General features: G+C 68.4%; 23 protein-coding genes and 1 pseudogene. 4 read left to right on the forward strand and 20 right to left on the reverse strand.

All coding sequences use genetic code 11. The annotated features are described in order from the left end of the window. Positions 1-5 precede the first annotated feature (5 nt). The 6 genes and pseudogenes from IB278_RS16715 to IB278_RS16740 all read right to left on the reverse strand — a co-directional run bounded on the left by IB278_RS16715 (position 6) and on the right by IB278_RS16740 (position 4,753). The gene (locus tag IB278_RS16715; protein WP_192324302.1) at positions 6-404 is read right to left on the reverse strand and encodes a c-type cytochrome; all 399 of its coding nucleotides are present in this window, start codon (positions 402-404) and stop codon (positions 6-8) included. Next, entirely contained in the window at positions 401-970 is a 570-nt protein-coding gene (locus IB278_RS16720; RefSeq protein ID WP_192324304.1) for a ferritin-like domain-containing protein, read from the reverse strand. Before IB278_RS16720 ends, IB278_RS16715 begins: the two co-directional genes overlap by 4 nt. A 26-nt stretch (positions 971-996) precedes the next feature. Then, positions 997-1,723 (reverse strand): annotated as a pseudogene (locus IB278_RS16725) (RNA polymerase sigma factor). Between the two features lie 117 nt (positions 1,724-1,840). Then, on the reverse strand, positions 1,841-2,692 hold the full coding sequence (locus IB278_RS16730; RefSeq protein ID WP_192324306.1) for a nitronate monooxygenase: 852 nt from the start codon (positions 2,690-2,692) through the stop codon (positions 1,841-1,843). A 35-nt stretch (positions 2,693-2,727) separates the two neighbouring features. Next, a complete protein-coding gene (locus IB278_RS16735) occupies positions 2,728-4,245 on the reverse strand; it encodes a tripartite tricarboxylate transporter permease (protein ID WP_026283938.1) in 1,518 nt (505 codons plus the stop codon). A gap of 19 nt (positions 4,246-4,264) precedes the next feature. Beyond that, positions 4,265-4,753 (reverse strand): tripartite tricarboxylate transporter TctB family protein, encoded by a 489-nt coding sequence (locus IB278_RS16740; protein ID WP_192324308.1) that lies wholly within the window; start codon positions 4,751-4,753, stop codon positions 4,265-4,267. 246 nt (positions 4,754-4,999) lie between these two features. Here IB278_RS16740 and IB278_RS16745 point away from each other — a divergent pair, with 246 nt between their 5' ends. Both IB278_RS16745 and IB278_RS16750 read left to right on the forward strand, forming a co-directional pair. After that, complete coding sequence (locus IB278_RS16745) at positions 5,000-5,416, forward strand: MarR family winged helix-turn-helix transcriptional regulator (protein ID WP_145746807.1); 417 nt, start codon at positions 5,000-5,002, stop codon at positions 5,414-5,416. A gap of 107 nt (positions 5,417-5,523) precedes the next feature. Beyond that, positions 5,524-7,281: a chloride channel protein gene (locus IB278_RS16750; protein ID WP_192324310.1), complete on the forward strand. Its 1,758-nt coding sequence runs from the start codon at positions 5,524-5,526 to the stop codon at positions 7,279-7,281. A 14-nt stretch (positions 7,282-7,295) separates the two neighbouring features. Here IB278_RS16750 and IB278_RS16755 read toward each other — a convergent pair whose 3' ends face one another. The 13 genes from IB278_RS16755 to nac all read right to left on the reverse strand — a co-directional run bounded on the left by IB278_RS16755 (position 7,296) and on the right by nac (position 17,915). Then, entirely contained in the window at positions 7,296-7,571 is a 276-nt protein-coding gene (locus IB278_RS16755) for a hypothetical protein (RefSeq protein WP_192324312.1), read from the reverse strand. 177 nt (positions 7,572-7,748) lie between these two features. Beyond that, complete coding sequence (locus tag IB278_RS16760) at positions 7,749-8,591, reverse strand: ABC transporter substrate-binding protein (RefSeq protein WP_192324314.1); 843 nt, start codon at positions 8,589-8,591, stop codon at positions 7,749-7,751. Positions 8,592-8,635: 44 nt separating this feature from the next. Then, positions 8,636-9,370 (reverse strand): amino acid ABC transporter ATP-binding protein, encoded by a 735-nt coding sequence (locus IB278_RS16765; protein ID WP_192324316.1) that lies wholly within the window; start codon positions 9,368-9,370, stop codon positions 8,636-8,638. An 81-nt stretch (positions 9,371-9,451) separates the two neighbouring features. Further along, complete coding sequence (locus IB278_RS16770; protein WP_192324318.1) at positions 9,452-10,210, reverse strand: amino acid ABC transporter permease; 759 nt, start codon at positions 10,208-10,210, stop codon at positions 9,452-9,454. Between the two features lie 6 nt (positions 10,211-10,216). Next, positions 10,217-10,918 carry an amino acid ABC transporter permease gene (locus IB278_RS16775; protein ID WP_192324320.1) on the reverse strand — a complete coding sequence of 234 codons (702 nt, stop codon included), beginning with the start codon at positions 10,916-10,918 and terminating at the stop codon, positions 10,217-10,219. Between the two features lie 31 nt (positions 10,919-10,949). Further along, on the reverse strand, positions 10,950-11,702 hold the full coding sequence (locus IB278_RS16780; protein WP_192324322.1) for an SDR family oxidoreductase: 753 nt from the start codon (positions 11,700-11,702) through the stop codon (positions 10,950-10,952). A gap of 170 nt (positions 11,703-11,872) precedes the next feature. Continuing rightward, the gene (locus IB278_RS16785; protein WP_192324324.1) at positions 11,873-12,637 is read right to left on the reverse strand and encodes a LamB/YcsF family protein; all 765 of its coding nucleotides are present in this window, start codon (positions 12,635-12,637) and stop codon (positions 11,873-11,875) included. 21 nt (positions 12,638-12,658) lie between these two features. Then, complete coding sequence (locus IB278_RS16790) at positions 12,659-13,054, reverse strand: acetyl-CoA carboxylase biotin carboxyl carrier protein (protein WP_192324326.1); 396 nt, start codon at positions 13,052-13,054, stop codon at positions 12,659-12,661. A 320-nt stretch (positions 13,055-13,374) separates the two neighbouring features. Further along, the gene (locus IB278_RS16795) at positions 13,375-14,370 is read right to left on the reverse strand and encodes a biotin-dependent carboxyltransferase family protein (RefSeq protein WP_192324328.1); all 996 of its coding nucleotides are present in this window, start codon (positions 14,368-14,370) and stop codon (positions 13,375-13,377) included. After that, on the reverse strand, positions 14,367-15,035 hold the full coding sequence (gene pxpB, locus IB278_RS16800; protein WP_192324330.1) for a 5-oxoprolinase subunit PxpB: 669 nt from the start codon (positions 15,033-15,035) through the stop codon (positions 14,367-14,369). Before pxpB ends, IB278_RS16795 begins: the two co-directional genes overlap by 4 nt. Continuing rightward, a complete protein-coding gene (accC, locus tag IB278_RS16805; protein ID WP_192324332.1) occupies positions 15,032-16,384 on the reverse strand; it encodes an acetyl-CoA carboxylase biotin carboxylase subunit in 1,353 nt (450 codons plus the stop codon). Before accC ends, pxpB begins: the two co-directional genes overlap by 4 nt. Positions 16,385-16,397: 13 nt before the next feature. After that, complete coding sequence (locus IB278_RS16810; protein WP_192324334.1) at positions 16,398-16,829, reverse strand: acetyl-CoA carboxylase biotin carboxyl carrier protein; 432 nt, start codon at positions 16,827-16,829, stop codon at positions 16,398-16,400. A gap of 147 nt (positions 16,830-16,976) precedes the next feature. Beyond that, a complete protein-coding gene (gene nac, locus IB278_RS16815) occupies positions 16,977-17,915 on the reverse strand; it encodes a nitrogen assimilation transcriptional regulator NAC (protein WP_021004122.1) in 939 nt (312 codons plus the stop codon). Positions 17,916-18,077: 162 nt separating this feature from the next. Here nac and IB278_RS16820 point away from each other — a divergent pair, with 162 nt between their 5' ends. Together IB278_RS16820 and IB278_RS16825 are read left to right on the forward strand one after the other, a co-directional pair. Then, positions 18,078-19,286, forward strand: a complete 1,209-nt coding sequence (locus IB278_RS16820; RefSeq protein ID WP_192324336.1) for an aspartate transaminase — start codon at positions 18,078-18,080, stop codon at positions 19,284-19,286. 32 nt (positions 19,287-19,318) lie between these two features. Continuing rightward, positions 19,319-19,990 carry an RraA family protein gene (locus IB278_RS16825; protein WP_192324338.1) on the forward strand — a complete coding sequence of 224 codons (672 nt, stop codon included), beginning with the start codon at positions 19,319-19,321 and terminating at the stop codon, positions 19,988-19,990. 90 nt (positions 19,991-20,080) lie between these two features. Here the strand turns inward: IB278_RS16825 and IB278_RS16830 are convergent, their stop codons facing one another. Then, the gene (locus IB278_RS16830; protein ID WP_145746876.1) at positions 20,081-20,722 is read right to left on the reverse strand and encodes an antibiotic biosynthesis monooxygenase family protein; all 642 of its coding nucleotides are present in this window, start codon (positions 20,720-20,722) and stop codon (positions 20,081-20,083) included. Positions 20,723-20,728: the final 6 nt, after the last annotated feature.

The raw sequence follows: 20,728 nt of genomic DNA on the forward strand, positions 1-20,728 counted from the left end.
GGCGTTCATTCGCGTGCGCGCCCGCTGCATGGCGGCGCTTCATTGGCACGCCGGAGGTAGGCGATCAGGTCCGCGCGCTCCGCGGGGTCGGGCACGCCGTCGTAGGTCATGGCGGTGCCGGGCACCATGGCCAATGGCTTGGCCAGGAAGCGGTCGAGCGTCTTGTCGTTCCAGACGATCTTCGATTTCTTCAGGGCCTCCGAATAGGCGAAACCGGGCACGCTGCCGGCCAGCCGGCCGAACAGGCCGCAGTGCCTGGGCCCGACGCGGTCGACCGCGAGCGCATGGCAGGCCAGGCAGCGCGCGTAGACCTGCTCGCCGCGCACGGCGTCAGGCGAGGCCCACGCGTGCGCGGCCGCGGCCAGCGCGGCGGCCGCCGCAAGGAGCCACCGGCCTGAGCTCATGACATGAAGGCCGAAGGCACGGGTGTTTCGCCGAGCGCCTGCCGCAGCACGGCCCAGTGCATGGCCTCGTCGCCCAGGATGCTCGCGGCGGCCTTCGAAAGATCGCGATTGCCGAACAGGGGAACGGCGCCCAGGTAGGCGCTCACGGCGCCCTGCTCGAGCCTGGCTGCGAAGCGCAGCACGTCGGCCTGCGATTTCAGCTGCTCCAGCGGAAAGCCGTAGCTGGCCTTGGGGGCCATGGCATGGCCGCCGAGCTTGGCCACCGTCTTGGAGAGCAGGTCCGCATGCTCCTTGTGGTGGCCCTGGAAGCTCAGGGCCAGGTCGAGCACGGGCTTCTCGAGCAGCTTGCTTTCGGCGCCGGCCTGGTAGGCCGCGATGGCCTCGAGTTCGGCGGCGAGTGCGGTGTTGAGGATCTGCACGTCGTTGCCGGTAGCGCCGCCGGCCTTGGCAGCCAGGGCATCGCGGCCGGCCAGCAGCGCGACCGCGGCACCGGACAGCACGAGCCCCGACTGGCCGAGGAACATGCGCCGCGCAGCGACGGGAGAAGTCATTTGAAAGAAGGACATGGTGGTTTTCCTCGTGGGTGGAAGCCTCAGGGGCGGGGTGATTCCCGCTCGTCGGCCAGGCTCGCCAGCACACGCGCCACGATGCGATTGCAGCGTGCGCCGTCGAATGAGAATGCGTCGCCCACGGCCACGTCGATGTCGCGGGACAGGCCTTCGCGCAAGAGGCTGCGCGCGCGGAAGAAGCGGGTGCGCACGGTGGCTTCGGGCAGCGCGAGGGCCGCCGCCGTTTCCTCGACGCTCATCTCCTCGACCGCCCGCAGCATGAAGACGGTGCGGTAGGCATCGGGCAGGCGATCGATGCGGCGCTCCATCAGCCGCCGAAGTTCTTCCCGCATGGCGTGGCGTTCCGGTTGTTTGTCGGGATCGTCGGCGGCCGCCGATTCGGGCTCGTTTTCATCGAGGCCGGGCGCGGCGGTACCGTCGAGCGGAATCACCTGTGCACCGCGGCGCCGCAGGCGCCCCGAGGGCCTCATTGATCACGATGCGCACCAGCCAGGTCGAGAGCTGCGCATCGTCGCGGAAACTGCCGATGGCGCGCCAGGCACGCAGGTAGCTGTCCTGCAGCGCGTCTTCGGTTTCCTCGTCGCTCTTCAGGATGCTGCGCGCCGTGCGGAACAGCAGCTGGTTGTGGCGCCGCATGATGCACTCGAAGGCCGGCGCATCGCCTTGCGCGGCGCGCGCCGCAAGCTCGCGGTCGGAGCCCTGTGCGGGGCTCGCCAGTGCGGCCAGTGGAGAGGGGGCGGCGTGGGACATGTGTGCTTCTCTTTCCCATTGGATGAAGCAGCCCTGCGCCGCGTTTCAGTTATTTTTTCCCGATGGCGCGGCTGGACCGCCACCTGCCTTTTCTCGCCCGGCCGGCGCGTTCCCGGGTCATCGATCGCGCACGGACCTGTAGGCCGCATCGAGTTCGTCGGCATAGCAGACCGGCGACGACAGCATCACGCGTTCAGGAAAGCGCAGTGCCCGGCCCCGCAGCGAGGCCGCGGCATCCGATGCGAGCTGTTGCAGGCGGCTCCTGGCGCTGGCGATCGTCTCCAGCGGCGCCGCGCCTTCGGCCTGGCCTTCGCCCGCGCCCGCCTGCAGCGCCGCGGCACCCAGAACGGCGCCCTGCGCGCCCGCGGCCAGCGCGGCGGCGATGTCCGTTCCATCGGCGATGCCGCCCGCCGCGAGCACCGGAACCGATGCGAGCGCCAGCACATCCGCGAGGATGGCTGCAAGGGGTTGCGCGCCGCGCGCAGGGTCACCGGCCTCCCGGCCCTGCACGATCAGGATCTGTGCCCCGGCACCTTCTGCTTCGCACGTGGCGCTCACCGATGAGACGTGGCAGGCCACCACCACCCCGGCTTCGCGAAGCTGCCGCACGGCGGTCCTGGACGGTGCGCCGAGCAGCCCGGCCATCGGTACGCGCAGTTCGATGCAGGCAGCAATCTGTGCGCCGAGCAGCGCCGGCTCCGTGCCCGCCGGATTCATTTCGACGCCGAAGTGCCGGTCTGTGTGCGCCCGCACCGCCAGCACCTCCTCGCGGATACGCGCAGGCGGCGCTTCCGACATGTCGAGGAAGCCGAAGCCGCCGGCCTGCGTCACGGCCGCGACCAGTTCCGGCCCGGCCGCGCCGCCTGTGCCGGCCAGCACCAGGGGGAGGCTGCACTTGAGCAGCTCGCACACCGGCCGGTGCAGCACCGCCGCGGATTCGGGTGCCGAAGCCTGGCGGGAACTGGACATGGGCGGCTCCTGGCTTTCCGTTGGATCGCTGCGGGCTAACCCGCTTCCTCGACAAACGCCTCTTCGCGCTTCGATCTGATCGAGGGCAGGAGCACGATCAGCAGCAGCGCCACCGCCCCTGCCAGCAGCCCCGCGGAAATCGGCCGCGAGACGAACACGCTCCAGTCGCCGCGCGAGAGCAGCAGCGCGCGCCGCAGGTTCTCTTCCATCATCGGCCCCAGGATGAGGCCGAGCAGCAGCGGCGCCGGCTCGCATCCGAGCTTGATGAAGGTGTAGCCCACGACACCGAAGATCGCCACCAGCCAGATGTCGAACACGTTGTTGTTGGTCGAGTACACGCCGATCGCGCAGAACAGCACGATCGCGGGGAACAGCCACCGGTAGGGAATGGTCAGCAGCTTGATCCACAGGCCGATGAGCGGCAGGTTCAGGATCACCAGCATCAGGTTGCCGATCCACATCGAGGCGATCAGCCCCCAGAACAGTTCCGGGTTGCTGGTCATCACCTGCGGGCCCGGCTGGATGTTGTGGATCGTCATGGCGCCCACCATGAGGGCCATCACCGGGTTGGGCGGAATGCCCAGCGTCAGCATCGGGATGAAGGAGGTCTGCGCGCCCGCGTTGTTCGCGGCTTCCGGGCCGGCCACGCCGCGGATGTTGCCCTTGCCGAAGGGCACCTCGCCCGCCTTGAGCTTGATTTTCTTTTCGAGCGTGTAGGCCGCAAAGGCCGACAGCGTGGCACCACCGCCCGGCAGGATGCCCAGCGACGAGCCCAGCGCCGTGCCGCGCAGCACGGCCGGGAACATGCGCTTGAAGTCCTCCTTGGTGGGCATCAGGCCCGTGACGCTGGCCGTGAACACCTCGCGCTCGTCCTCGGGCCGGGCCAGGTTGGCAATGATCTCGCCGTAGCCGAAGACGCCCATCGCGATCGCGATGAAGCCCAGGCCGTCGGTCAGTTCCGGAATGTCGAAGCTGTAGCGCGCCACGCCGGAGTTCACGTCGGTGCCGACCAGGCCCAGCAGCAGGCCCACCATGATCATGCAGATGGCCTTGAGCAAGGAGCCCGAGGCCATCACCACTGCGCCGATCAGGCCCAGCACCATCAGCGAGAAATACTCGGCCGGGCCGAACTTGAAGGCGATCTCGGTCAACGGCGGCGCGAACGCGGCAAGGATCAGCGTGCCCACGCAGCCCGCGAAGAACGAGCCCAGGCCGGCGGCCGCGAGCGCCGGTCCGCCGCGCCCCCGCTTGGCCATCTGGTGGCCGTCGATCACCGTGACCACGGACGAGGATTCGCCCGGCAGGTTGACCAGGATGGCGGTGGTGGAGCCGCCATATTGCGAGCCGTAGTAGATGCCCGCGAGCATGATGAGTGCGGCCACGGGCGGCAGCGCATAGGTGGCCGGCAGCAGCATCGCGATGGTGGCCGTCGGGCCGATGCCCGGCAGCACGCCGATCAGCGTGCCCAGCAGGCAGCCGATGAACGCATAGACCAGGTTCTGCAGCGTCACCGCGGTGGAGAAGCCGAGCGACAGGTGGTTGATCAGATCCATCATGGGTGGTGCCTCGCGTTCAGCCGGTGATGAAGGTGGGCCACACCTGGAACTGCAGCTTGAGCCCCACGATGAAGGTCAGGTAGCTGCCGATGGCCAGCACGGTCGCAAGCACCAGCGACAGCTTCATCGAGAAGTTGGCACCGGCCATGCAGGCCACGATCACGAGTGCATAGATGGCGAGGATCAGGCCCATGGCGGGCAGGCCGATGCTGCGCAGGCCCGCCAGCAGGATGCCGAACAGCAGGTTGGCGCCGATGATGAAGCCGAGCGGCTTCCATGCGATCTTTCCGACCGGCTCGCCGTCGGACGTGGGGCCCGCGAAGGCGGTGGCGATCACCACCAGGCCCAGCAGCGTCAGCAGCGCGCCGACGATCAGCGGGAAGTAGCCCGGCCCCATGCGGGCCGCACTCCCGACGTTGTAGTTGGCGGCGCCCAGCGCGAACGCCGCCCCCACGCAGGTGAACATGATGCCCGAGAAGAAGGTCTTCTGGCTCTTGATCTGCATACGCAATCTTTCTCTTTCTCGAATGGAATGGATACGGAAGCCCGCACAGGTGCACGGGCAACGGCAGCGACAACGGGGAAGTGCGCGCGGCATGCCGAGCAGGCAGACGGCATCGCACAGGTCAGGTTCAAGTCAGATGCATCATGTTATGAGGTTTATTGCATCACACTGTGAGTAATTACCCTGCATCGGATCGGGCCGGCTGCTACATTGCCTTCCGTTCGCACACTCATTCTTGGAACGTTCATGGCCAGCCAACGGGGATCCATCGAAAAGCAGCATTTCGAGGCACTGTCAGATTTCAGATTCAGGCTGCGCAGCTTCCTTCGCTTCAGCGAGGACGCCGCGCGGGAGGAAGGCATCACCGTCCTTCAATACCAGCTGATGCTCCACACCCAGGGCTTTCCCGGCCGCGAATGGGCCACGATCAGCGAGATCGCCGATCGCCTGCAGGCCCAGCACCACGGCGTGGTGGCCCTCGTCTCGCGCTGCGAGGAGGCCGGCCTCGTCAAGCGCAAGCCCAGCCACACGGACCGGCGCCAGGTCGAAGTCCACCTGCTGGCCGCGGGGCGCAGGAAGCTCGAGCGCCTTGCCGCGCTGCACGCGGACCAGGTGGCCGAACTGGCCAAGGTGGTGGCGCTCGTCAGCAGGGGCGGCGCTTAGCAGGCCGCTGCGGGGTTCGCAATGGGAGGGGGTGAGGCTGATATGTCATGAAATGATATATTTGAAGGCTGGCCTCGGATGAGGCAGATCGACCCTCCCGAACAGCCATGACCCCAGCCTCCCACCTGCCCCGCGGCGACTTCGCCCTCAATGCGCGCCTGCTGCGCATCACTGTCATGGCCGTCGTCATCGGGGCGGTCAGCACCGTGGCCGCGCGCGTGCTGCTCGACCTGATCCGCTTCTTCACCAACCTGTTCTTCTTCCAGACCTTTTCCCTGGTGGACCGCTCGCCGGCCGGGCACACGCTGGGTGCCTGGGGCATCGTGGTGCCGGTGATCGGCGGGCTGATCGTCGGCCTGGTCGCGCGCTACGGCTCCGACAAGATCCGCGGCCATGGCATTCCCGAGGCGATCGAGGCGATCCTGTTCGGCAAGAGCAAGATGTCGCCGAAGGTCGCGCTGCTCAAGCCGCTGTCCTCGGGCATCGTGATCGGCAGCGGCGGCCCGTTCGGCGCCGAAGGGCCGATCATCATGACCGGGGGCGCCATCGGTTCGCTGATCGCGCAGCATTTCCACCTCACGGCCGCGGAGCGCAAGGCGCTGCTGGTGGCGGGCGCCACCGCGGGCATGACGGCCGTGTTCGGCACCCCTGTGGCGGCCGTGCTGCTGGCCGTCGAACTGCTGCTGTTCGAACTCCGGCCGCGCAGCCTGCTGCCGGTGGCCGTGGCCTGCGCGGTGGCGGGTTTCACGCGCCCGCTGCTGATGGATGCCGGCCCGCTGTTCCCGCTGCAGACGGCGGTGCCCGGCCCGCTCGCGATGCTCTCGTGCGTGGCCGCGGGGCTTCTGTGCGGCGCGCTCTCGGCCTCGCTCTCGATCTCGCTCTACAAGGTCGAGGACCTGTTCGGCAAGCTGCCGATCCACTGGATGTGGTGGCCGGCGATCGGCGGCCTGGCGGTGGGCATCGGCGGTTACTTCGAGCCGCGTGCGCTGGGCGTGGGCTACGACGTGATCGGCGACCTGCTGCACAACCATCTCGCACTCGGCGTGGTGGCCGCGCTGCTGGCGGTGAAGGCGTTGATCTGGGTCATCTCGCTGGGGTCGGGCACTTCGGGCGGCGTGCTCGCGCCGCTCCTGATGATGGGCGCGGGCTTGGGCGTGGTGCTCTCGCACGTGCTGCCCGGCAACGATCCGATGCTGTGGCCGCTGGTCTGCATGGCAGCCACGCTGGGCGGCGTGATGCGCGCGCCGCTCACCGCCACCATCTTCGCCTTCGGGCTCACGCACGACAGCAATGCGCTGCTGCCGCTGCTGACCACGTCGGCCGTGGCCTACGGCTTCACGGTGCTGACCATGCGCCGTTCGATCCTCACCGAGAAGATCGCGCGCCGCGGCTATCACATCTACCGCGAATACGGCGTCGATCCGCTCGAGCGGCACGCCGTGGAAGAGGTCATGACGCGCGAGGTGCACAGCATCGACGCGGCCCTGCCGGTGGCGCGGGCGCTGTTCGAGCATTTCGGCGACGGCCAGGCCCACCGTGCATTTCCCGTGGTGCGCAACGGCGCGGTGATCGGCGTGGCGGACCGCGGGATGCTGGCTGCGTGCGGCACGCGCGATCCCATTGCCACCGTGGGCGACGCATGCGCCGACGTGCCGCTGTTCTTTGCGATGCCGGGCGAGAACTGCCGCGCGGTGGCCACGCGGCTCGCACGCCATCGGCTCGAGCGGCTGCCGGTCGTGAAGGACGCGCAGTCGCTCGAGCTGGTGGGCATCGTGGCGCGCAGCGACCTGATCAAGCCCTCGCTCGCGCACTTCGACGAGGAAGAGAAGCGCGAGCGGATGCGCGGGCTGCCGTGGCAGGCCTGAGCCGCAGGCAGTCCCTACATCAAGCGCAATCCGCGCGCGAACTGCATCGAGGTCTTCACGAACTTGGGCGCGTCGTTCATCTTGGCGAGCTCGGCAAGGCCTTCCTCGGTGATGCGCCTCACCGTCGCGATGCGCGATGCGGCATCCCGGCCGGTGGGCTTCACGGGTGCGAACTCGGCCTCGATCAGTCCGGTGGCCACAAGCACCGAGACGATCCGCACTTCCTCCGGAAGGGCGACTCGGACGGGCAGCAGCGTGTGCTGCAGCCTCAGCAGGAACAAGAGCGGCATTCAGTCCTCCGATTGCCGGCGCTTGTTCAACCCAGGGAATGCCGGCTTTTCTTGGTCTGAAAAATGTAGCCTCAAGCACCAGCTGCCGCATCTGGCCACACGGCATAGCCCGTGAGCGCCCGAAAGCGGGATGGAGCGAAGCTCACCGGGGCGTCACGAGGCAAGGACCGCGAACGTTCAGGGCAGGAGTTCGAACTTGAGGTCGGCCAGCGGCGTGACCTTTTCCTCACGCACCATCTTGTATTCGGTGTTCGGCCCGAGCCACTTCGCCCAGAGCTTGTCGAGCTCACCCGACTTCTCCAGCGCGTAGAGCGCGGCGTTCACCTTGGCCAGCAGCACCGGCTCGTCCTTCTTCATGCCGATTCCGATGGGCTGCAGCACCATCGGCTCTTTGATCATCTTCAGCGCGACGCCCTCGGTCTTCGACTGGTTGACCAGCTTGGTGATGGTCATGGTGTTCGCGACCATGCCGACCGACTTGTTCTGCTGTACTGCCATGAAGGCCGACCCCGTGTCCTGGAAGGTCACCGGTTCCGAGCCGTTCATCTTGATCGACAGCTCGGAAGTCGAGCCCTTGGTCGAGCTCAGGCGCTTGCCCTTGAAGTCGGCCTTTGCCGTTCCGGGGTCGGAAGCCTTCACCGCCAGCATTTCCTTGGCCACGTAGTACGGGTCGCTGAACTGGATCTGTTCGCCGCGGCTCTTGGTGTAGGCCAGATTGGCAATGGTCACGTCGACGCGCCCGAGCTTGACCTCGGGCACGCGTGCCTCGACCGACAGCGGCGTGACCTTGGCCGTCAAGCCGAGTTCCTTGGCCAGCGCGTGGCACAGGTCCACGTCGTGGCCCACCATCTCGCGTGTCTTCGGATCGGGTGCGGCGAACGGCGGCACATCGGCGAAGGTGCCGCAGCGCAGCTCCTTGCGCGCGCTGATGTCGCTCCACTGGTCGGCATGCGCCAGGAGAGAGGCGGCGCAAAGACAGGTCCCGATCGTGGTGAGGCGGAAGACGTTTCTGTTCGACATGGTGAGCTCCTGAGGAGATGCGGGGGAGGGGAAAAAAACAAGCATCAGTGCGCGCGCAGGTCCGACAGGAAGCGCTGCGCGCGCGGATGCTGCGGACTCTTGAAGAAGGTTTCGGGGTCGGCCTTCTCGAGGATCCGGCCGGCGTCCATGAACCAGACGCGGTCGGCCACCTCGCGGGCGAAGTTCATCTCGTGCGTGACGCACATCATGGTCATGCCGTCGTGGGCCAGGCCACGCATCACCGACAGCACCTCGCCCACCATCTCGGGGTCGAGCGCGCTGGTCGGCTCATCGAACAGCATCGCGGGCGGCTCCATGGCGAGCGCGCGGGCAATGGCCACGCGCTGCTGCTGCCCGCCCGACAGCTGGGCCGGGTAGGCGCCTGCCTTGCTCGACAGGCCTACGCGATCGAGCAGCTGCGCCGCCCTCGCCTTCGCGTCGGACCGCTTCACGCCCAGCACCCGCATCGGCGACAGCATGATGTTCTCCAGCACCGAGAGATGCGGAAACAGGTTGAAGCTCTGGAACACGAAGCCGATGCGGCTGCGCAGCTTGTTGAGCGCCGCGCTGCTCATGGGCGCATGGATGTCGTGGCCGTCGAACAGCAGCTGCCCCGACTTCACTTCCTCCAGCCGGTTGACGGTGCGGATCAGCGTGGACTTGCCCGAGCCCGAAGGCCCGCAGACCACCACCACCTCGCCCTTCTTCACCTCGGCGTTGACGTCGGCGAGCGCCTGGTAGTCGCCATACCATTTGTTGATGTTGGAGAACAGGATCATGGTGTCATCCCCTGGGGGGCGTGGAACGGGGTTCATGGCGCTGTCTCCTGGTCTTGGGGGCGATGGCCGCTGGGCGCGGGCTCATGGATTCACCACCGCGGGCGGCGGCAGCGAGACACCGTCTTCGGACGTCTTCACCAAGACGGCGCCGAGCCGCTTGTGGGCGATGCGCCGCTCCAGCCATTGCGCGAGCTGCGTCAGGCTGAAGCAGACGGCGTAGTAGGTCATCGCCAGGATGAAGAACACCTGGAACGGCTTGGTCAGCAGCTGGTTGTTGATCTGGTTGGCCGCGAAGGTCAGCTCCTGCACGTTGATGACGTAGCCCAGCGTGGTCTCCTTGATGGTGGAGATGAACTGGCTCAGCATGCTCGGCAGCATGTTGTAGAGCGCCTGCGGCAGGATCACGAACCACATCGTGCCGAGGTGGCTGTGGCCGAGCGCGCGCGCCGCCTCGGTCTGGCCCTTGGGCAGGGCCTGGATGCCGGCGCGCACCACCTCCGACAGGTAGGCGCCCTCGTAGATCACCAGCGTGCACAGCATGGTGGTGAAGCCCGACACGTCCCGCCCGATCAGGATCGGTACCAGGAAATAGACCCACAGGATCACCATCAAGAGCGGCACGCCGCGCACCACGTAGACCAGCACCGTGGCCGGCCAGCGCAGCAGGCGCCAGGGCGACAGCCGCGCCAGCGCCAGCAGCACCGACAGCGGAAACGCCAGCACGATGCCCAGCACCGACAGGATCAGCGTGGCGACGATGCCGCCGAGCGGCCCGCTGGGGTACTGGCCGACGAGCAGCAGCAGCCAGTTGTCGCGAAGGATTTCATAGACGCTGAACATGGCTTCTTACCTCGCTCCGACGATGCGGTAGCGCCGCGACAGCCAGCCGCCCACGGCCATGATGAGCAGCGAGCACACCAGGTACAGCACCGTCGCCATGCTGTAGGCCTCGAAGGTGCGAAAGCTCTGGCTCTCGATTTCCTTCACCGCATGGGTCAGCTCGGCCACGCCGATGGCCATGGCCAGGCTGCTGTTCTTGAACAGCGACACGCTGTGGTTCACCAGTGCCGGCACCGCGTTGCGGATGGCCTGCGGCAGCATCACGTGGCGCATCGAACCGATGTAGCCATGGCCGAGCGCGCGTGCGGCCTCGGCCTGCCCGGCCGGGATCGAGCGCAGGCCCGAGCGCATGTCCTCGCTGAAATAGGCCGCCTGGCAGAGCCCGAGCGCGATGATCGAGAGAATCGTCTCCGCGTTGTGCGCCGACAGCCAGCCCTGCAGCGCATCGGGCAGGAGGCTGAAGATGCCGAAGTACCAGAGCATGAGCTGCACCAGTGTCGGCACGTTGCGGTGATAGGAGACATAGCCGGCCACCACGCGTTCGGCCAGCCGGCTCGGCGTGAGGCGCACGACCAGCAGCACGACCGCCATGGCCATGGCCAGCAGCCAGGAACCGGCCGCGATCTTCAGCGTCTCCTGCAGGCCGTGCCAGAGCATCGCACCGAACTCCGGCTTCAGCAGGATCGCGAGCAGGTCGAAGTCCTTCATGCGCTGTTCCTTGACGTGGCGTGAGGGGCGCTCAGGCCTGCGGCGCGTCCGGCCGCGCGGTCGACAGCCCGCCGGGCACCTGCAGCGTGGGCGTGATTTCCATGTGGCCCACGTTGACCGCGATGGGCGCCGCAATCGCGAAGGCGATGGCGTTCGCGATGTCCTCGGCCTGCGGCAGCTCGTAGCCTTCGACGAAGCGCTTGTAGGTCTCTTCGGAGTCGCCGTGCACGTGCGCGAAGATGTCGGTGGCCACGCGGCCCGGGCAGATCTCGGTCACGCGCACGCGCTTGCCGAAGACGTCGATGCGCAGCTGGCGCGACAGCATGCTCACGGCCGCCTTGGTGGCGTGGTAGGTGCTGTTGCCGCCGAAGTTGTAGGCCGCGGCAATGGAGCTGATGTTGACCACGTGGCCCCGGTCGCGCGCGGCCATGCCGGGCACCACGAGGCGGCACAGGTGCAGCACGGCGCGCAGGTTCACGTCGACCAGCAGGTCGATGCCCTCGGCGTCGGCCTTGAGGATGGAGCCGGGGCGGTCCACGCCGGCGTTGTTGACCAGCACGTCGAACTCGACCTCCTGCGTGAGGCGGGTGATGCCGGCAAGGTCGCTCACGTCGATGGCGTGCGGGATGCAGCCGGTGCGCGCTGCCAGCTCGGCCAGCTTGTCGGCGCTGCGCGCCAGCGCGTGGACCTCGAGGCCTTCCTTGCAGAGGCGCTCGACGACGGCGGCGCCGATGCCCGAGGAGGCCCCCGTCACCAGCGCGGTCTTGTAGTCAGAGAAGGGCATCTTTGCTTCTTTCGTTGGAACTGGAGATCGCTGTCTTGCTTGCTTTGCGTTGAATTCACTGTATCGAGCGCTTCCTCGCGGCGCCAAGACGGAATGGCTGTGGAGCAATAAGCCGCCCTTATGTTGCCCCGTGTTCGTGCGCGCGGCCTAGGGTAAGCACCATGTCCGGGCTAGTCCGGCTGCTTCGAGATGGGCACCACGCGTCCGGCCCGCTCGACCACGCCGCGCACCGCACGGGCCAGTTCCACCGCGCCGGGCGTGTCGCCGTGCAGCAGGATCGAATGTGCGCGCATCGGGATCTTCCTGCCGCTGTAGCTGGTGACCGTGCCCTCCTCCAGCAGCTGGCGCACCCGCGCCAGCACCGCGCCCTGGTGGTGGATCACAGAACCAGGCAGCTTGCGCGGCACCAGCAGGCCGTCGTCGTCGCAGGCGCGGTCGGCCAGGAAGGTGGTGCGCACGCGCAGGCCGCAGCGCGCGGCAGCGTCCTCGATGGCGCGGCTCGCGGAAGTGCTGACGATGAGCCTCGGATCGAAATCCGCCACCGCGCGCACCAGCGGCTCGGCGAGCGCGGCGTCGGCGGCGGCCATGTTGCCGAGCGCGCCGTGAAAGCTCATGTGCGTCATGCGGTGGCCGGCGGTGCGCGCCATGCCGTCCAGCGCGCTCAGCTGGTAGAGGACGTAGGCGACGAGTTCCTTCGGCTCGATCTGCATCGGCCGGCGGCCGAACCCGAGCAGGTCGGGAAAGCCCACGTGCGCCCCCACATCGACGCCCCGCGCGCGCGCCATGCGCACGGTGCGGTCCATGATGACCGGGTCGCCCGCATGGAAGCCGCAGGCCACGTTGGCGGAAGAGACGATGTCCAGCAGCGCCTCGTCCTCGCCCATGCGCCAGGGGCCGAAGCCTTCGCCGAGGTCTGCGTTCAGGTCGATGTCCATGGGGGGGCCTTCTCTCGTTCGTCAGAGGGGGTGCAGGTCGACCAGCGGCGCGCCGTAGCCGACCGCGAGGCCGTCGGCCACGTGGATACCGTCGACGATGCCGGCCTGCGGCGCGGTCACGGGCAGCAGCAGCGGGCCGATCTTCAGCAGGCCGACGGCCTGGCCGGCGTCCACGCGCTGGCCGATGCGCACCAGCGGCGCGGCGGCCAGCGGATGGTTGTGCAGGAACACGCCGACCGAGGGGGCGTGGATCGACAAGGGCTCTGGTTCGGCTTCTTCCGCCGACAACTCCACGATGTCATCGCCTTGCCGTTCGAGGCGCAGCGTGCCCTGCGGCGTGCGCAGCTCGAGCAAGCCGATGCCGGTGCCGGCCAGCCAGGCGGCCAGCTGTGAGGTACGCAGTGCGGTGTCCTGCATGTCAGTTTCTTCCGGGGTGCGTGCACAGGACACCGGGTACTCCCCTCCGCGAATGTCCCCCGGGGGCTGCGCCCCCTCCTCCTTTATTTCGCTGCGGGGAGCACCCGATGCCCTGTGCACGATGGACGCGGTCGCTGTGCTGGCCGATCAACGACTGCCGCGCATAACGATCGCGTCGATGGGGTGCCTTGCGCAGCGAAATAAAGGAGGAGGCCGCAGGCCGGGGGACATTCGCGGAGCAAGGTACCCCGTCGGCGGGATCGCGCCCTGAACCGCGCACTTCACAGACAAAAAGAAGAAGCGGAAGGAGCGTTTTCATCTCAGTGCCTTCCCGCGGACACAGGCGCACCGCGGTGCAGTTCCACCATGCGCGCCACCTTGTCGAGCCACGCGCGGACTTCGTCGAGCGCGGCCAGCGCTTCGTCCCAGGTGGTTTCGATGAAGCGCACGCGGCTGCCGATCGGCGCCTGGCCGAGGCGCCACATGTCGGCCTCGATCACCGTGCCGAACTTGGGGTAGCCGCCCGAGGGCTGGGCATCGCGCATCTGGATGATCGGCTGCCCGCTGTGCGGCACCTGGATCACGCCGGGCACGATGCCGTGCGAGCGCAGCTCCATCGGCGCGATGGGGCGCAGCGCCTCGCCTTCGAGGCGGTAGCCGTAGCGGTCGCTCTGGGAGGTGATCTTCCATTCGCCGGCCCAGAAGGCGGCGCGCGATGCCGGTTCGAACCCCAAGTACTCCGCCGCCGGCAGCACGCGCACCGCCGCGACGCCGCCCTGCTGCAGCGGCAGCATGAGCGCGGGCGGCACGAGGCCGAAGCCGGTCTTGCACGCAGAACCCGCACCGGCGGCGCGCAGCACGTCGCCCCGGCGCAGCGCACGCCCTTCGTGGCCACCGAAGGCGCCGCGCAGCTGCGTGCTGCGCGAGCCCAGCACCTCGGGCACGTCGACCCCGCCGGCCAGGCACAGCATGGCGCGGCTACCGCGCTGCGCGCCGCCTTGCGGCAGGCCCAGCGTCAGCACCTGCCCGGCCCGCGCCTGGTGCACCCACCACGGCAGCAGCGGCTGGTCGTCCAGCCGCGCCGCGCAATCGGCGCCGGTCAGCGCGAAGGCGCGGTCCTCGCCGAAACGCACCTTGAAGGGAAACACCGGGACTTCGATACCGGCCGCATCGAGCGCATTGCCCAGCAGCAGGTTGCCGGCCGCGAGCGCCAGGTTGTCCATGGCGCCCGAGGTGCCGACGCCCCAGCGCAGGCTGCCGGTGCGCCCCAGGTCCTGCACGGTGGCGAGCGCGGCCGAGGAAAGTACTTCGATCATCGGACGATGCCCTCCACGCGAAAACGGATCATGTCGCCCGGCTGCAGCGCCGCGGGCGGGTCCTGCGCGGGATCGAAGAAGCACATCGAGGTGCTGCCGATGGTGTTCCAGCCGCTGGGCCCGGCCGAGGCCGACACGCCGGTCTGCGCACCGCCGATCGACACCGCGCCGCCCGGAATGCTCAGCACCGGCACCTTGCGGCGCGGCGTGGCGATGCGCGCGTCCATGCCGCCCAGGTAGCAGTAGCCCGGATGGCTGCCGAGCGCGTACACCGGATAGAGCGGCGCGCTGTGCAGCTCGACGATCTGCTCGACGCTCAGGCCGGTGTGCGCCACCACGTCGGCCATGTGCGGGCCGCCCGCGCCGCCATAGACCACGGGCAGCTCGACCACCCGGCCTTCCCGCGGCAGCGCGACAGCCGCCTCCCACGCATCGCGCAGGCGCGCCTCCAGGGCTGCGAGCGCACCGAGGCCGCGCGGCGGGCGCAGGAAGGTCAGCATCAGGTTGTTCATGCCCGGCACGGCTTCGCGAATCTCCGGCCAGGCCTGGGTCTCGTGCGCCAGCGCCCAGATGCGCTGCTGCGAGGTCAGGTTCATCTCGCCCGGCGCTTCGAAGATCAGCGCGGTCGTGCCCAGCAGGCTGATCGATGGCCGTTGCGCGATCACGCGGCGCTCCTTTGCTGGAGCCAGCGCTCGAGGTGGTGGATGTCCACGCCACCGGCGGCAAAGCCTTCGTCGCGCAGCAGCTCGCGGTGCAGGGGCACGTTGGTCGCGATGCCGTCGACGCGCATCTCGGCGAGCGCGAGGCGCATGCGGTCGAGCGCATCGTCGCGCGTGCTGCCGTGCACGATCAGCTTGGCGATCATCGAGTCGTAGTAAGGCGGCACGCGGTAGCCGGCGGTGGCATGCGAATCGACACGCACGCCGAAGCCGCCCGGCACCTGCCAGCCGGTGATGCGCCCCGGAGACGGCGCGAAGGTGTCGGGGTGCTCGGCGTTGATGCGGCACTCGATCGCGTGGCCCTGGCACCGCACCTCGCGCTGCACCAGCGAAAGGCGCTCGCCGCGTGCCATGCGCAACTGCTGCTGCACGATGTCGATGCCCGCGGTCATCTCGGTCACCGGGTGCTCGACCTGCAGGCGGGTGTTCATCTCGATGAAATAGAAGGCCCCCTTCTCGTAGAGGAACTCGAAGGTGCCCACGCCGCAGTAGCCGATCTGCCGGCAGGCGGCCGCGCAGCGCTCGCCCACCTCGGCCATCAGCGCGTCGTCGATGCCGGGCGCGGGCGCCTCCTCGATCACCTTCTGGTGGCGGCGCTGCAGCGAGCAGTCGCGGCTGCCCAGCCATACGGCGTTGCCGTGGCTGTCGGCCAGCACCTGGATCTCGACATGGCGCGGGTGCAGCAGGAACTTCTCGATGTAGACCTCGGGGTTGCCGAAGGCCTGGCGCGCTTCCTCGCGCGTCAGCGCCATCGCATCCAGCAGCGCTGCTTCGTCGTGCACCACGCGCATGCCGCGCCCGCCGCCGCCGCCCGCGGCCTTGACGATCACCGGGTAGCCGATCTCGCGCGCGATGGCCTGCACGGCGGCCGGGTCTTCCGGCAGCCCTTCGTCGGGCCCCGGCACGCAGGGCACGCCGGCCTTGCGCATCGCGCGCTTGGCCGAGACCTTGTCGCCCATGGTGCGGATGCAGGCGGCGCTGGGACCGATGAAGACCAGGCCGGCCTGCTCCACGCGCGCGGCAAAGCCCGCGTTCTCCGACAGGAAGCCGTAGCCCGGGTGAATGGCCTGCGCACCGCTGACTTCGGCGGCAAACAGGATCGCGGAGGGGTTCAGGTAGCTCTGCCCCGGTGCGGACGGCCCGATGCACAGCGCCTGGTCGGCCTGCGCGACATAGCTGGCTTCGCTGTCCGCCTCGGAATGCGCGACCACGGTCCGGAGGCCCAGGCCGCGGCAGGCGCGCAGGATGCGCAAGGCGATCTCGCCGCGGTTGGCAATGAGGACGGTATCGAACATGGCGCGACTTTCCTCATCCGAAGCGGAACAGGGGCTGGCCTGCGTCCACTTCCTGGCCCGAACGCACCAGCACGGCCTGCACGGTGGCGGCAGCGTCGGCGCGGACTTCGTTGAACATCTTCATGGCCTCGATCACGCAGAGCATCTGGCCGGCCTCGACGGTCTGCCCCGGCTGCACGAAGGGCGGCTCGCCCGGCGCGGGCTGCAGGTGCACCACGCCGTAGAGCGGTGCGAGGCATTCGGCCGCCGCCGCCGGCAGCGCCGGGTCCGCGGACACCGCGGCGGGCGCCTTGCGCGCAGCAGCCGGGCGCCGCACGGCGGGCACACCCTTCGATGCCGATTGCTTCACCAGCCGCAGCGTGCTGCCGTCTTCGCTGTACTCCAGCTCCGCGAGGTCCGAAGCCGCGAGTGCGTCGATGAGCGTCTTGATCTGTTCCTGCTTCATGCCGGGCCTGCCTGTGGCGACAGAACATCCTTGGTGGCCGACGCATTCCGCGAACGCGTGACGGCAGGCATGAAAGGTAACGGGCCGCGGGCACAAAGCCCAAGACGGAATGGCTGTGCCGGGATAAGGCCGGCTTATGACGGCACGTTACGACAGCGCGGCCAGCTCGGGTTCGGGCGTGGCCGCGAAGGTGCCTGCGAGGTCGACCACGAGTTCGAGCAGGATGCTCTTCACCGCCTGCGCCGGTTCCGAAAGCGGCAGGTGGTCCGACTGGCACAGCGCCAGCGGCGCCTCGATGACCGGGTCGACGATCTGGAACTGCCAGGCCCCGCAGGACGCCACCACTTCGCGCGCCATCGACGCCGGCAGGATGGTGGCGCCCAGCCCGTCGGCGATGGCAGCCGTCAGCGTGAAAGCCGATTCGATCTCGGCCACCACGCGCGGCACCATGCCCGCGCGCACGAAGGCCGCGTCGACCAGCTTGCGCACCACGTTGTAGGGGCGCGGCAGGAAGAGCTCGATGTCGCGCAGGTCGGCCAGCTTCACCGGCTGCGCCGGCGCCGGCATGGCACGCGGCCCGACCAGGAACAGCGGCTCCTTGAGCAGCGGTAGGAAGCTCAGGCCGTGGATCGCCTTGTCGCCGTAGAGCACGGCCAGGTCCATGCGGCCGTTCATGATGAGCTCGCTCAGCGTGGTGCCGTAGTTCTCGTTCAGGTAGAGCAGGATGCCGGGGTGGCGCGCACGCACGGTGCGCAGCAGCGGCAGCGACAGCGCAGAAGCCGCCGTCCCGGGCGCAAGACCCACCGACACCTGGCCCGACAGTCCTTCGCCGGCCGCTTCCATGTCCACGCGGGCCTGCTCGCACTGGCGCAGGATGATCTGTGCATGCCGGTACAGCACCTTGCCGGCCTCGGTGGGCGTGACGCCGCGCTTGGTGCGCACGAGCAGTTGCTGGCGCACCTCGCCCTCCAGCGTGGCCAGTTGCTGGCTCAGCGCCGGCTGGGCGATGAAAAGAACCTCGGCCGCCTGCGTCAGGCTGCCGATGTCCACGATCTTCACGAAATATTTGAGGCGTCGCAGGTTCACGCCGTGTCCCCAAGCAAAAGCCGAGCCTAGCACCGCCCCCGCGCAGCGGCCATCGGGACCCACCATAAGCTGCGCCTATACAACCAGTGCAATCTCGTCTTGGCCTCGCGGGATCGATGTGCGTACCGTTCGGTCCATGCCATCCCCAACCCAGGAAGACAAGTGACGCCCTCCCGCATTGCCGCCCGCGTGCGGCGCATCAAGCCCTCGCCCAGCACCTCCGCCGCCGACCGCGCCAACGAGCTGCGCCGCCAGGGCAGGTCGATCGTGAACCTCGTGGTGGGCGAGCCCGACTTCGACACCCCGCCCCACATCCGGCAGGCCGCCGCCGCCGCCATCGAGCAGGGCGCGACGCGCTACACGCTGATGGCCGGCACGGTGGAGCTGCGCCAAGCCATCGCCGCCAAGCTCGAACGCGAGAACGGACTGCGCTACGCGATGAACGAGATCATCGCCACCAGCGGCGCCAAGAGCGCGATCTACAACGCCTTCGCCGTCACGCTGGAGCCGGGCGACGAGGTGATCATTCCCGCGCCCTACTGGGTGTCGTACCCCGACATGGTGCTGGCCTGCGAAGGTACGCCGGTCACCGTGGCCTGCCCCGAGAGCGACGGCTTCAAGCTGACGCCTGCGCAGCTGGAAGCCGCGATCACGCCGCGCACGCGCTGGCTGCTGATCAACTCGCCCAGCAACCCGACCGGCGCCAGCTACACCGCCGACGAATACCGCGCGCTGGCCGAGGTGCTGCAGCGCTATCCGCAGGTGATGGTGATGACCGACGACATCTACGAGCACATCCGCTTCGACGGCCAGCCGACGCCGCACCTGCTCGTGGTGGCGCCCGCGCTGCGCGGGCGCACGCTGGTGGTCAACGGCGTCTCCAAGACCTATGCGATGACGGGCTGGCGCATCGGCTATGCGGCCGGCCCCACGGACCTGGTCCGGGCGATGGACACGCTGCTGTCGCAGTCCACCGGCAACTGCTGCTCGGTGAGCCAGGCGGCCGCCGCGGCGGCGCTCGACGGCAACCAGGACTTCGTGGCCGAGAGCGTGGCCGTCTACAAGCAGCGCCGCGACCGCACCCTGGCGCTCATCAACGGCATTCCCGGCCTGCGCTGCACCCCGCCGCCCGGCGCCTTCTACCTCTACATCCACTGCGGCGGCCTGATCGGCAAGACCACGCCCCAGGGCAAGCGCCTGGCCGAAGACGGCGACGTGGTGATGTACCTGCTCGAGAGCGAAGGCGTGGCCGTGGTCGCGGGCACCGCCTACGGGCTGTCGCCCTACTTTCGTCTCTCCATCGCCACCGCCATCGAGACGCTGGAAGAAGGCTGCACGCGCATCGCGCGGGCCGTGGCCGCCCTGCGCTGAAGCGCCCACCGGAACTCCCGAGGAGAACACCCATGCCCTACAAAGCCATCCGTAAGAATCCGTCGGCCGCGCCGGTGGCCCCCGAGATCCTCGCCGCATTGCGCGAGATCCCGGTCGCGGCCCTGAGCGACAACATGCACCGCAACATCGGCAGCACCGGCCTGCATCCCTACCACCGCCCCGCTGCCCGGACCATGGCGGGCACCGCCGTCACGGCGCGCTCGCGCGGGGGCGACAACCTCACGTATCTTCGCGCGCTCGAATTCTGCCGGCCCGGCGACGTGCTGGTGATCGATGCCGGCGGCGACCTCAACAATGCGGTGGTCGGCGGCATCCTCTCGTTCTACGCCGCGCACATCGGCACTGTGGGCGTGGTGATCGACGGCGCGATCCGCGACGTGGCCGAGGTCCGGGCGCGCGAGTTTCCGGTCTACGCGCGAGGCGTCACCCACCGCGGCCCCTACAAGGACGGTCCCGGCGAGATCAACGTGCCGGTGTCGGTCGGCGGAATGGTCGTCAATCCCGGCGACATCGTGGTCGGCGACCAGGACGGGCTGATGGCTTTCGCGCCAGACGAGGCCGAGTTGCTGATCGAGAAGGCGCACGCGCACCTCGCGACGGAAGCGGAAACCATCCGCGCGATGAAGGAGGGCCGATGGGACCGCGCCTTCATCGACGCGCTCGAGGCGCGCTGCGCCAATTGAAGCCTGGATGAGCAAGGGCGATGACCATCACCTGCCGCAAAGCCGGGAGACGCGAGCGCCTTCGCGACGGACCCCACGCTGGGGGTCGTCTTACGCGCCGATATCCATGCGATACCGGAAAACTCGCGCGTCGATGAGTTCTCCATACTTCTCCACTGACGCTCCCAGTCGGGCAATGATCTTCCCGGCTGCGGCCTCGCTCGTGCACTCGATGAGCACGTAGCAGTCCTCACTGCCCACGTAGCCAGAATCCGCCGTCACCGGCCTGGAAAGGCCGGCATCGGCTTCGACAAAGTGGACCGAAGCCGTGCCGGGTTGATCAAGCACGCTCAGAACGCTCGCCAGCGCCGGCATCATGGCCGGATCGCCGGAAGGTCGCAGCCGTATCAATGCGACTGCAACGCCTCGCGCGACCCCTGCGCTGTGCACCAGGTGTCCGACCACACGCGTCGGCGCGATGAATCGGGAAATGTGGTGATTCGACCACTCGGTCTGGTTCGCCAGGGCCGCCTTGTAGGGCGCACCGTCCAGCACATCGAAGCTGGTGGTGTTGTAGATCTGCAGGTAGCGGGTTGGTGTGCCCACAGATTCATACCGTCTCGCCTCGAGAAAGCCAGGTATTGCCACTCTCTCGGCCAGATGCTCACGGTCGAACCACTCATTGAAGTCGGCCTCCTCCTCCGGGAGCACTTCCATCGATGAAATCAGGATGCCTTCGCCAGCAAAGACCATGTCGGT

Source organism: Variovorax sp. VRV01 (assembly GCF_014852545.1).
Lineage (GTDB): Bacteria > Pseudomonadota > Gammaproteobacteria > Burkholderiales > Burkholderiaceae_C > Variovorax > Variovorax beijingensis_A.

Excerpts from the sequence above, each read along its gene's own strand:
- IB278_RS16715 (WP_192324302.1), bottom strand. The coding sequence starts at position 404 with ATGAGCTCAGGCCGGTGGCTCCTTGCGGCGGCCGCCGCGCTGGCCGCG.
- IB278_RS16720 (WP_192324304.1), bottom strand. The coding sequence starts at position 970 with ATGTCCTTCTTTCAAATGACTTCTCCCGTCGCTGCGCGGCGCATGTTC.
- IB278_RS16730 (WP_192324306.1), bottom strand. The coding sequence starts at position 2,692 with ATGTCCAGTTCCCGCCAGGCTTCGGCACCCGAATCCGCGGCGGTGCTG.
- IB278_RS16735 (WP_026283938.1), bottom strand. The coding sequence starts at position 4,245 with ATGGATCTGATCAACCACCTGTCGCTCGGCTTCTCCACCGCGGTGACG.
- IB278_RS16740 (WP_192324308.1), bottom strand. The coding sequence starts at position 4,753 with ATGCAGATCAAGAGCCAGAAGACCTTCTTCTCGGGCATCATGTTCACC.
- IB278_RS16745 (WP_145746807.1), top strand. The coding sequence starts at position 5,000 with ATGGCCAGCCAACGGGGATCCATCGAAAAGCAGCATTTCGAGGCACTG.
- IB278_RS16750 (WP_192324310.1), top strand. The coding sequence starts at position 5,524 with ATGACCCCAGCCTCCCACCTGCCCCGCGGCGACTTCGCCCTCAATGCG.
- IB278_RS16755 (WP_192324312.1), bottom strand. The coding sequence starts at position 7,571 with ATGCCGCTCTTGTTCCTGCTGAGGCTGCAGCACACGCTGCTGCCCGTC.
- IB278_RS16760 (WP_192324314.1), bottom strand. The coding sequence starts at position 8,591 with ATGTCGAACAGAAACGTCTTCCGCCTCACCACGATCGGGACCTGTCTT.
- IB278_RS16765 (WP_192324316.1), bottom strand. The coding sequence starts at position 9,370 with ATGATCCTGTTCTCCAACATCAACAAATGGTATGGCGACTACCAGGCG.
- IB278_RS16770 (WP_192324318.1), bottom strand. The coding sequence starts at position 10,210 with ATGTTCAGCGTCTATGAAATCCTTCGCGACAACTGGCTGCTGCTGCTC.
- IB278_RS16775 (WP_192324320.1), bottom strand. The coding sequence starts at position 10,918 with ATGAAGGACTTCGACCTGCTCGCGATCCTGCTGAAGCCGGAGTTCGGT.
- IB278_RS16780 (WP_192324322.1), bottom strand. The coding sequence starts at position 11,702 with ATGCCCTTCTCTGACTACAAGACCGCGCTGGTGACGGGGGCCTCCTCG.
- IB278_RS16785 (WP_192324324.1), bottom strand. The coding sequence starts at position 12,637 with ATGGACATCGACCTGAACGCAGACCTCGGCGAAGGCTTCGGCCCCTGG.
- IB278_RS16790 (WP_192324326.1), bottom strand. The coding sequence starts at position 13,054 with ATGCAGGACACCGCACTGCGTACCTCACAGCTGGCCGCCTGGCTGGCC.
- IB278_RS16795 (WP_192324328.1), bottom strand. The coding sequence starts at position 14,370 with ATGATCGAAGTACTTTCCTCGGCCGCGCTCGCCACCGTGCAGGACCTG.
- accC (WP_192324332.1), bottom strand. The coding sequence starts at position 16,384 with ATGTTCGATACCGTCCTCATTGCCAACCGCGGCGAGATCGCCTTGCGC.
- IB278_RS16810 (WP_192324334.1), bottom strand. The coding sequence starts at position 16,829 with ATGAAGCAGGAACAGATCAAGACGCTCATCGACGCACTCGCGGCTTCG.
- IB278_RS16825 (WP_192324338.1), top strand. The coding sequence starts at position 19,319 with ATGCCCTACAAAGCCATCCGTAAGAATCCGTCGGCCGCGCCGGTGGCC.
- IB278_RS16830 (WP_145746876.1), bottom strand. The coding sequence starts at position 20,722 with ATGGTCTTTGCTGGCGAAGGCATCCTGATTTCATCGATGGAAGTGCTC.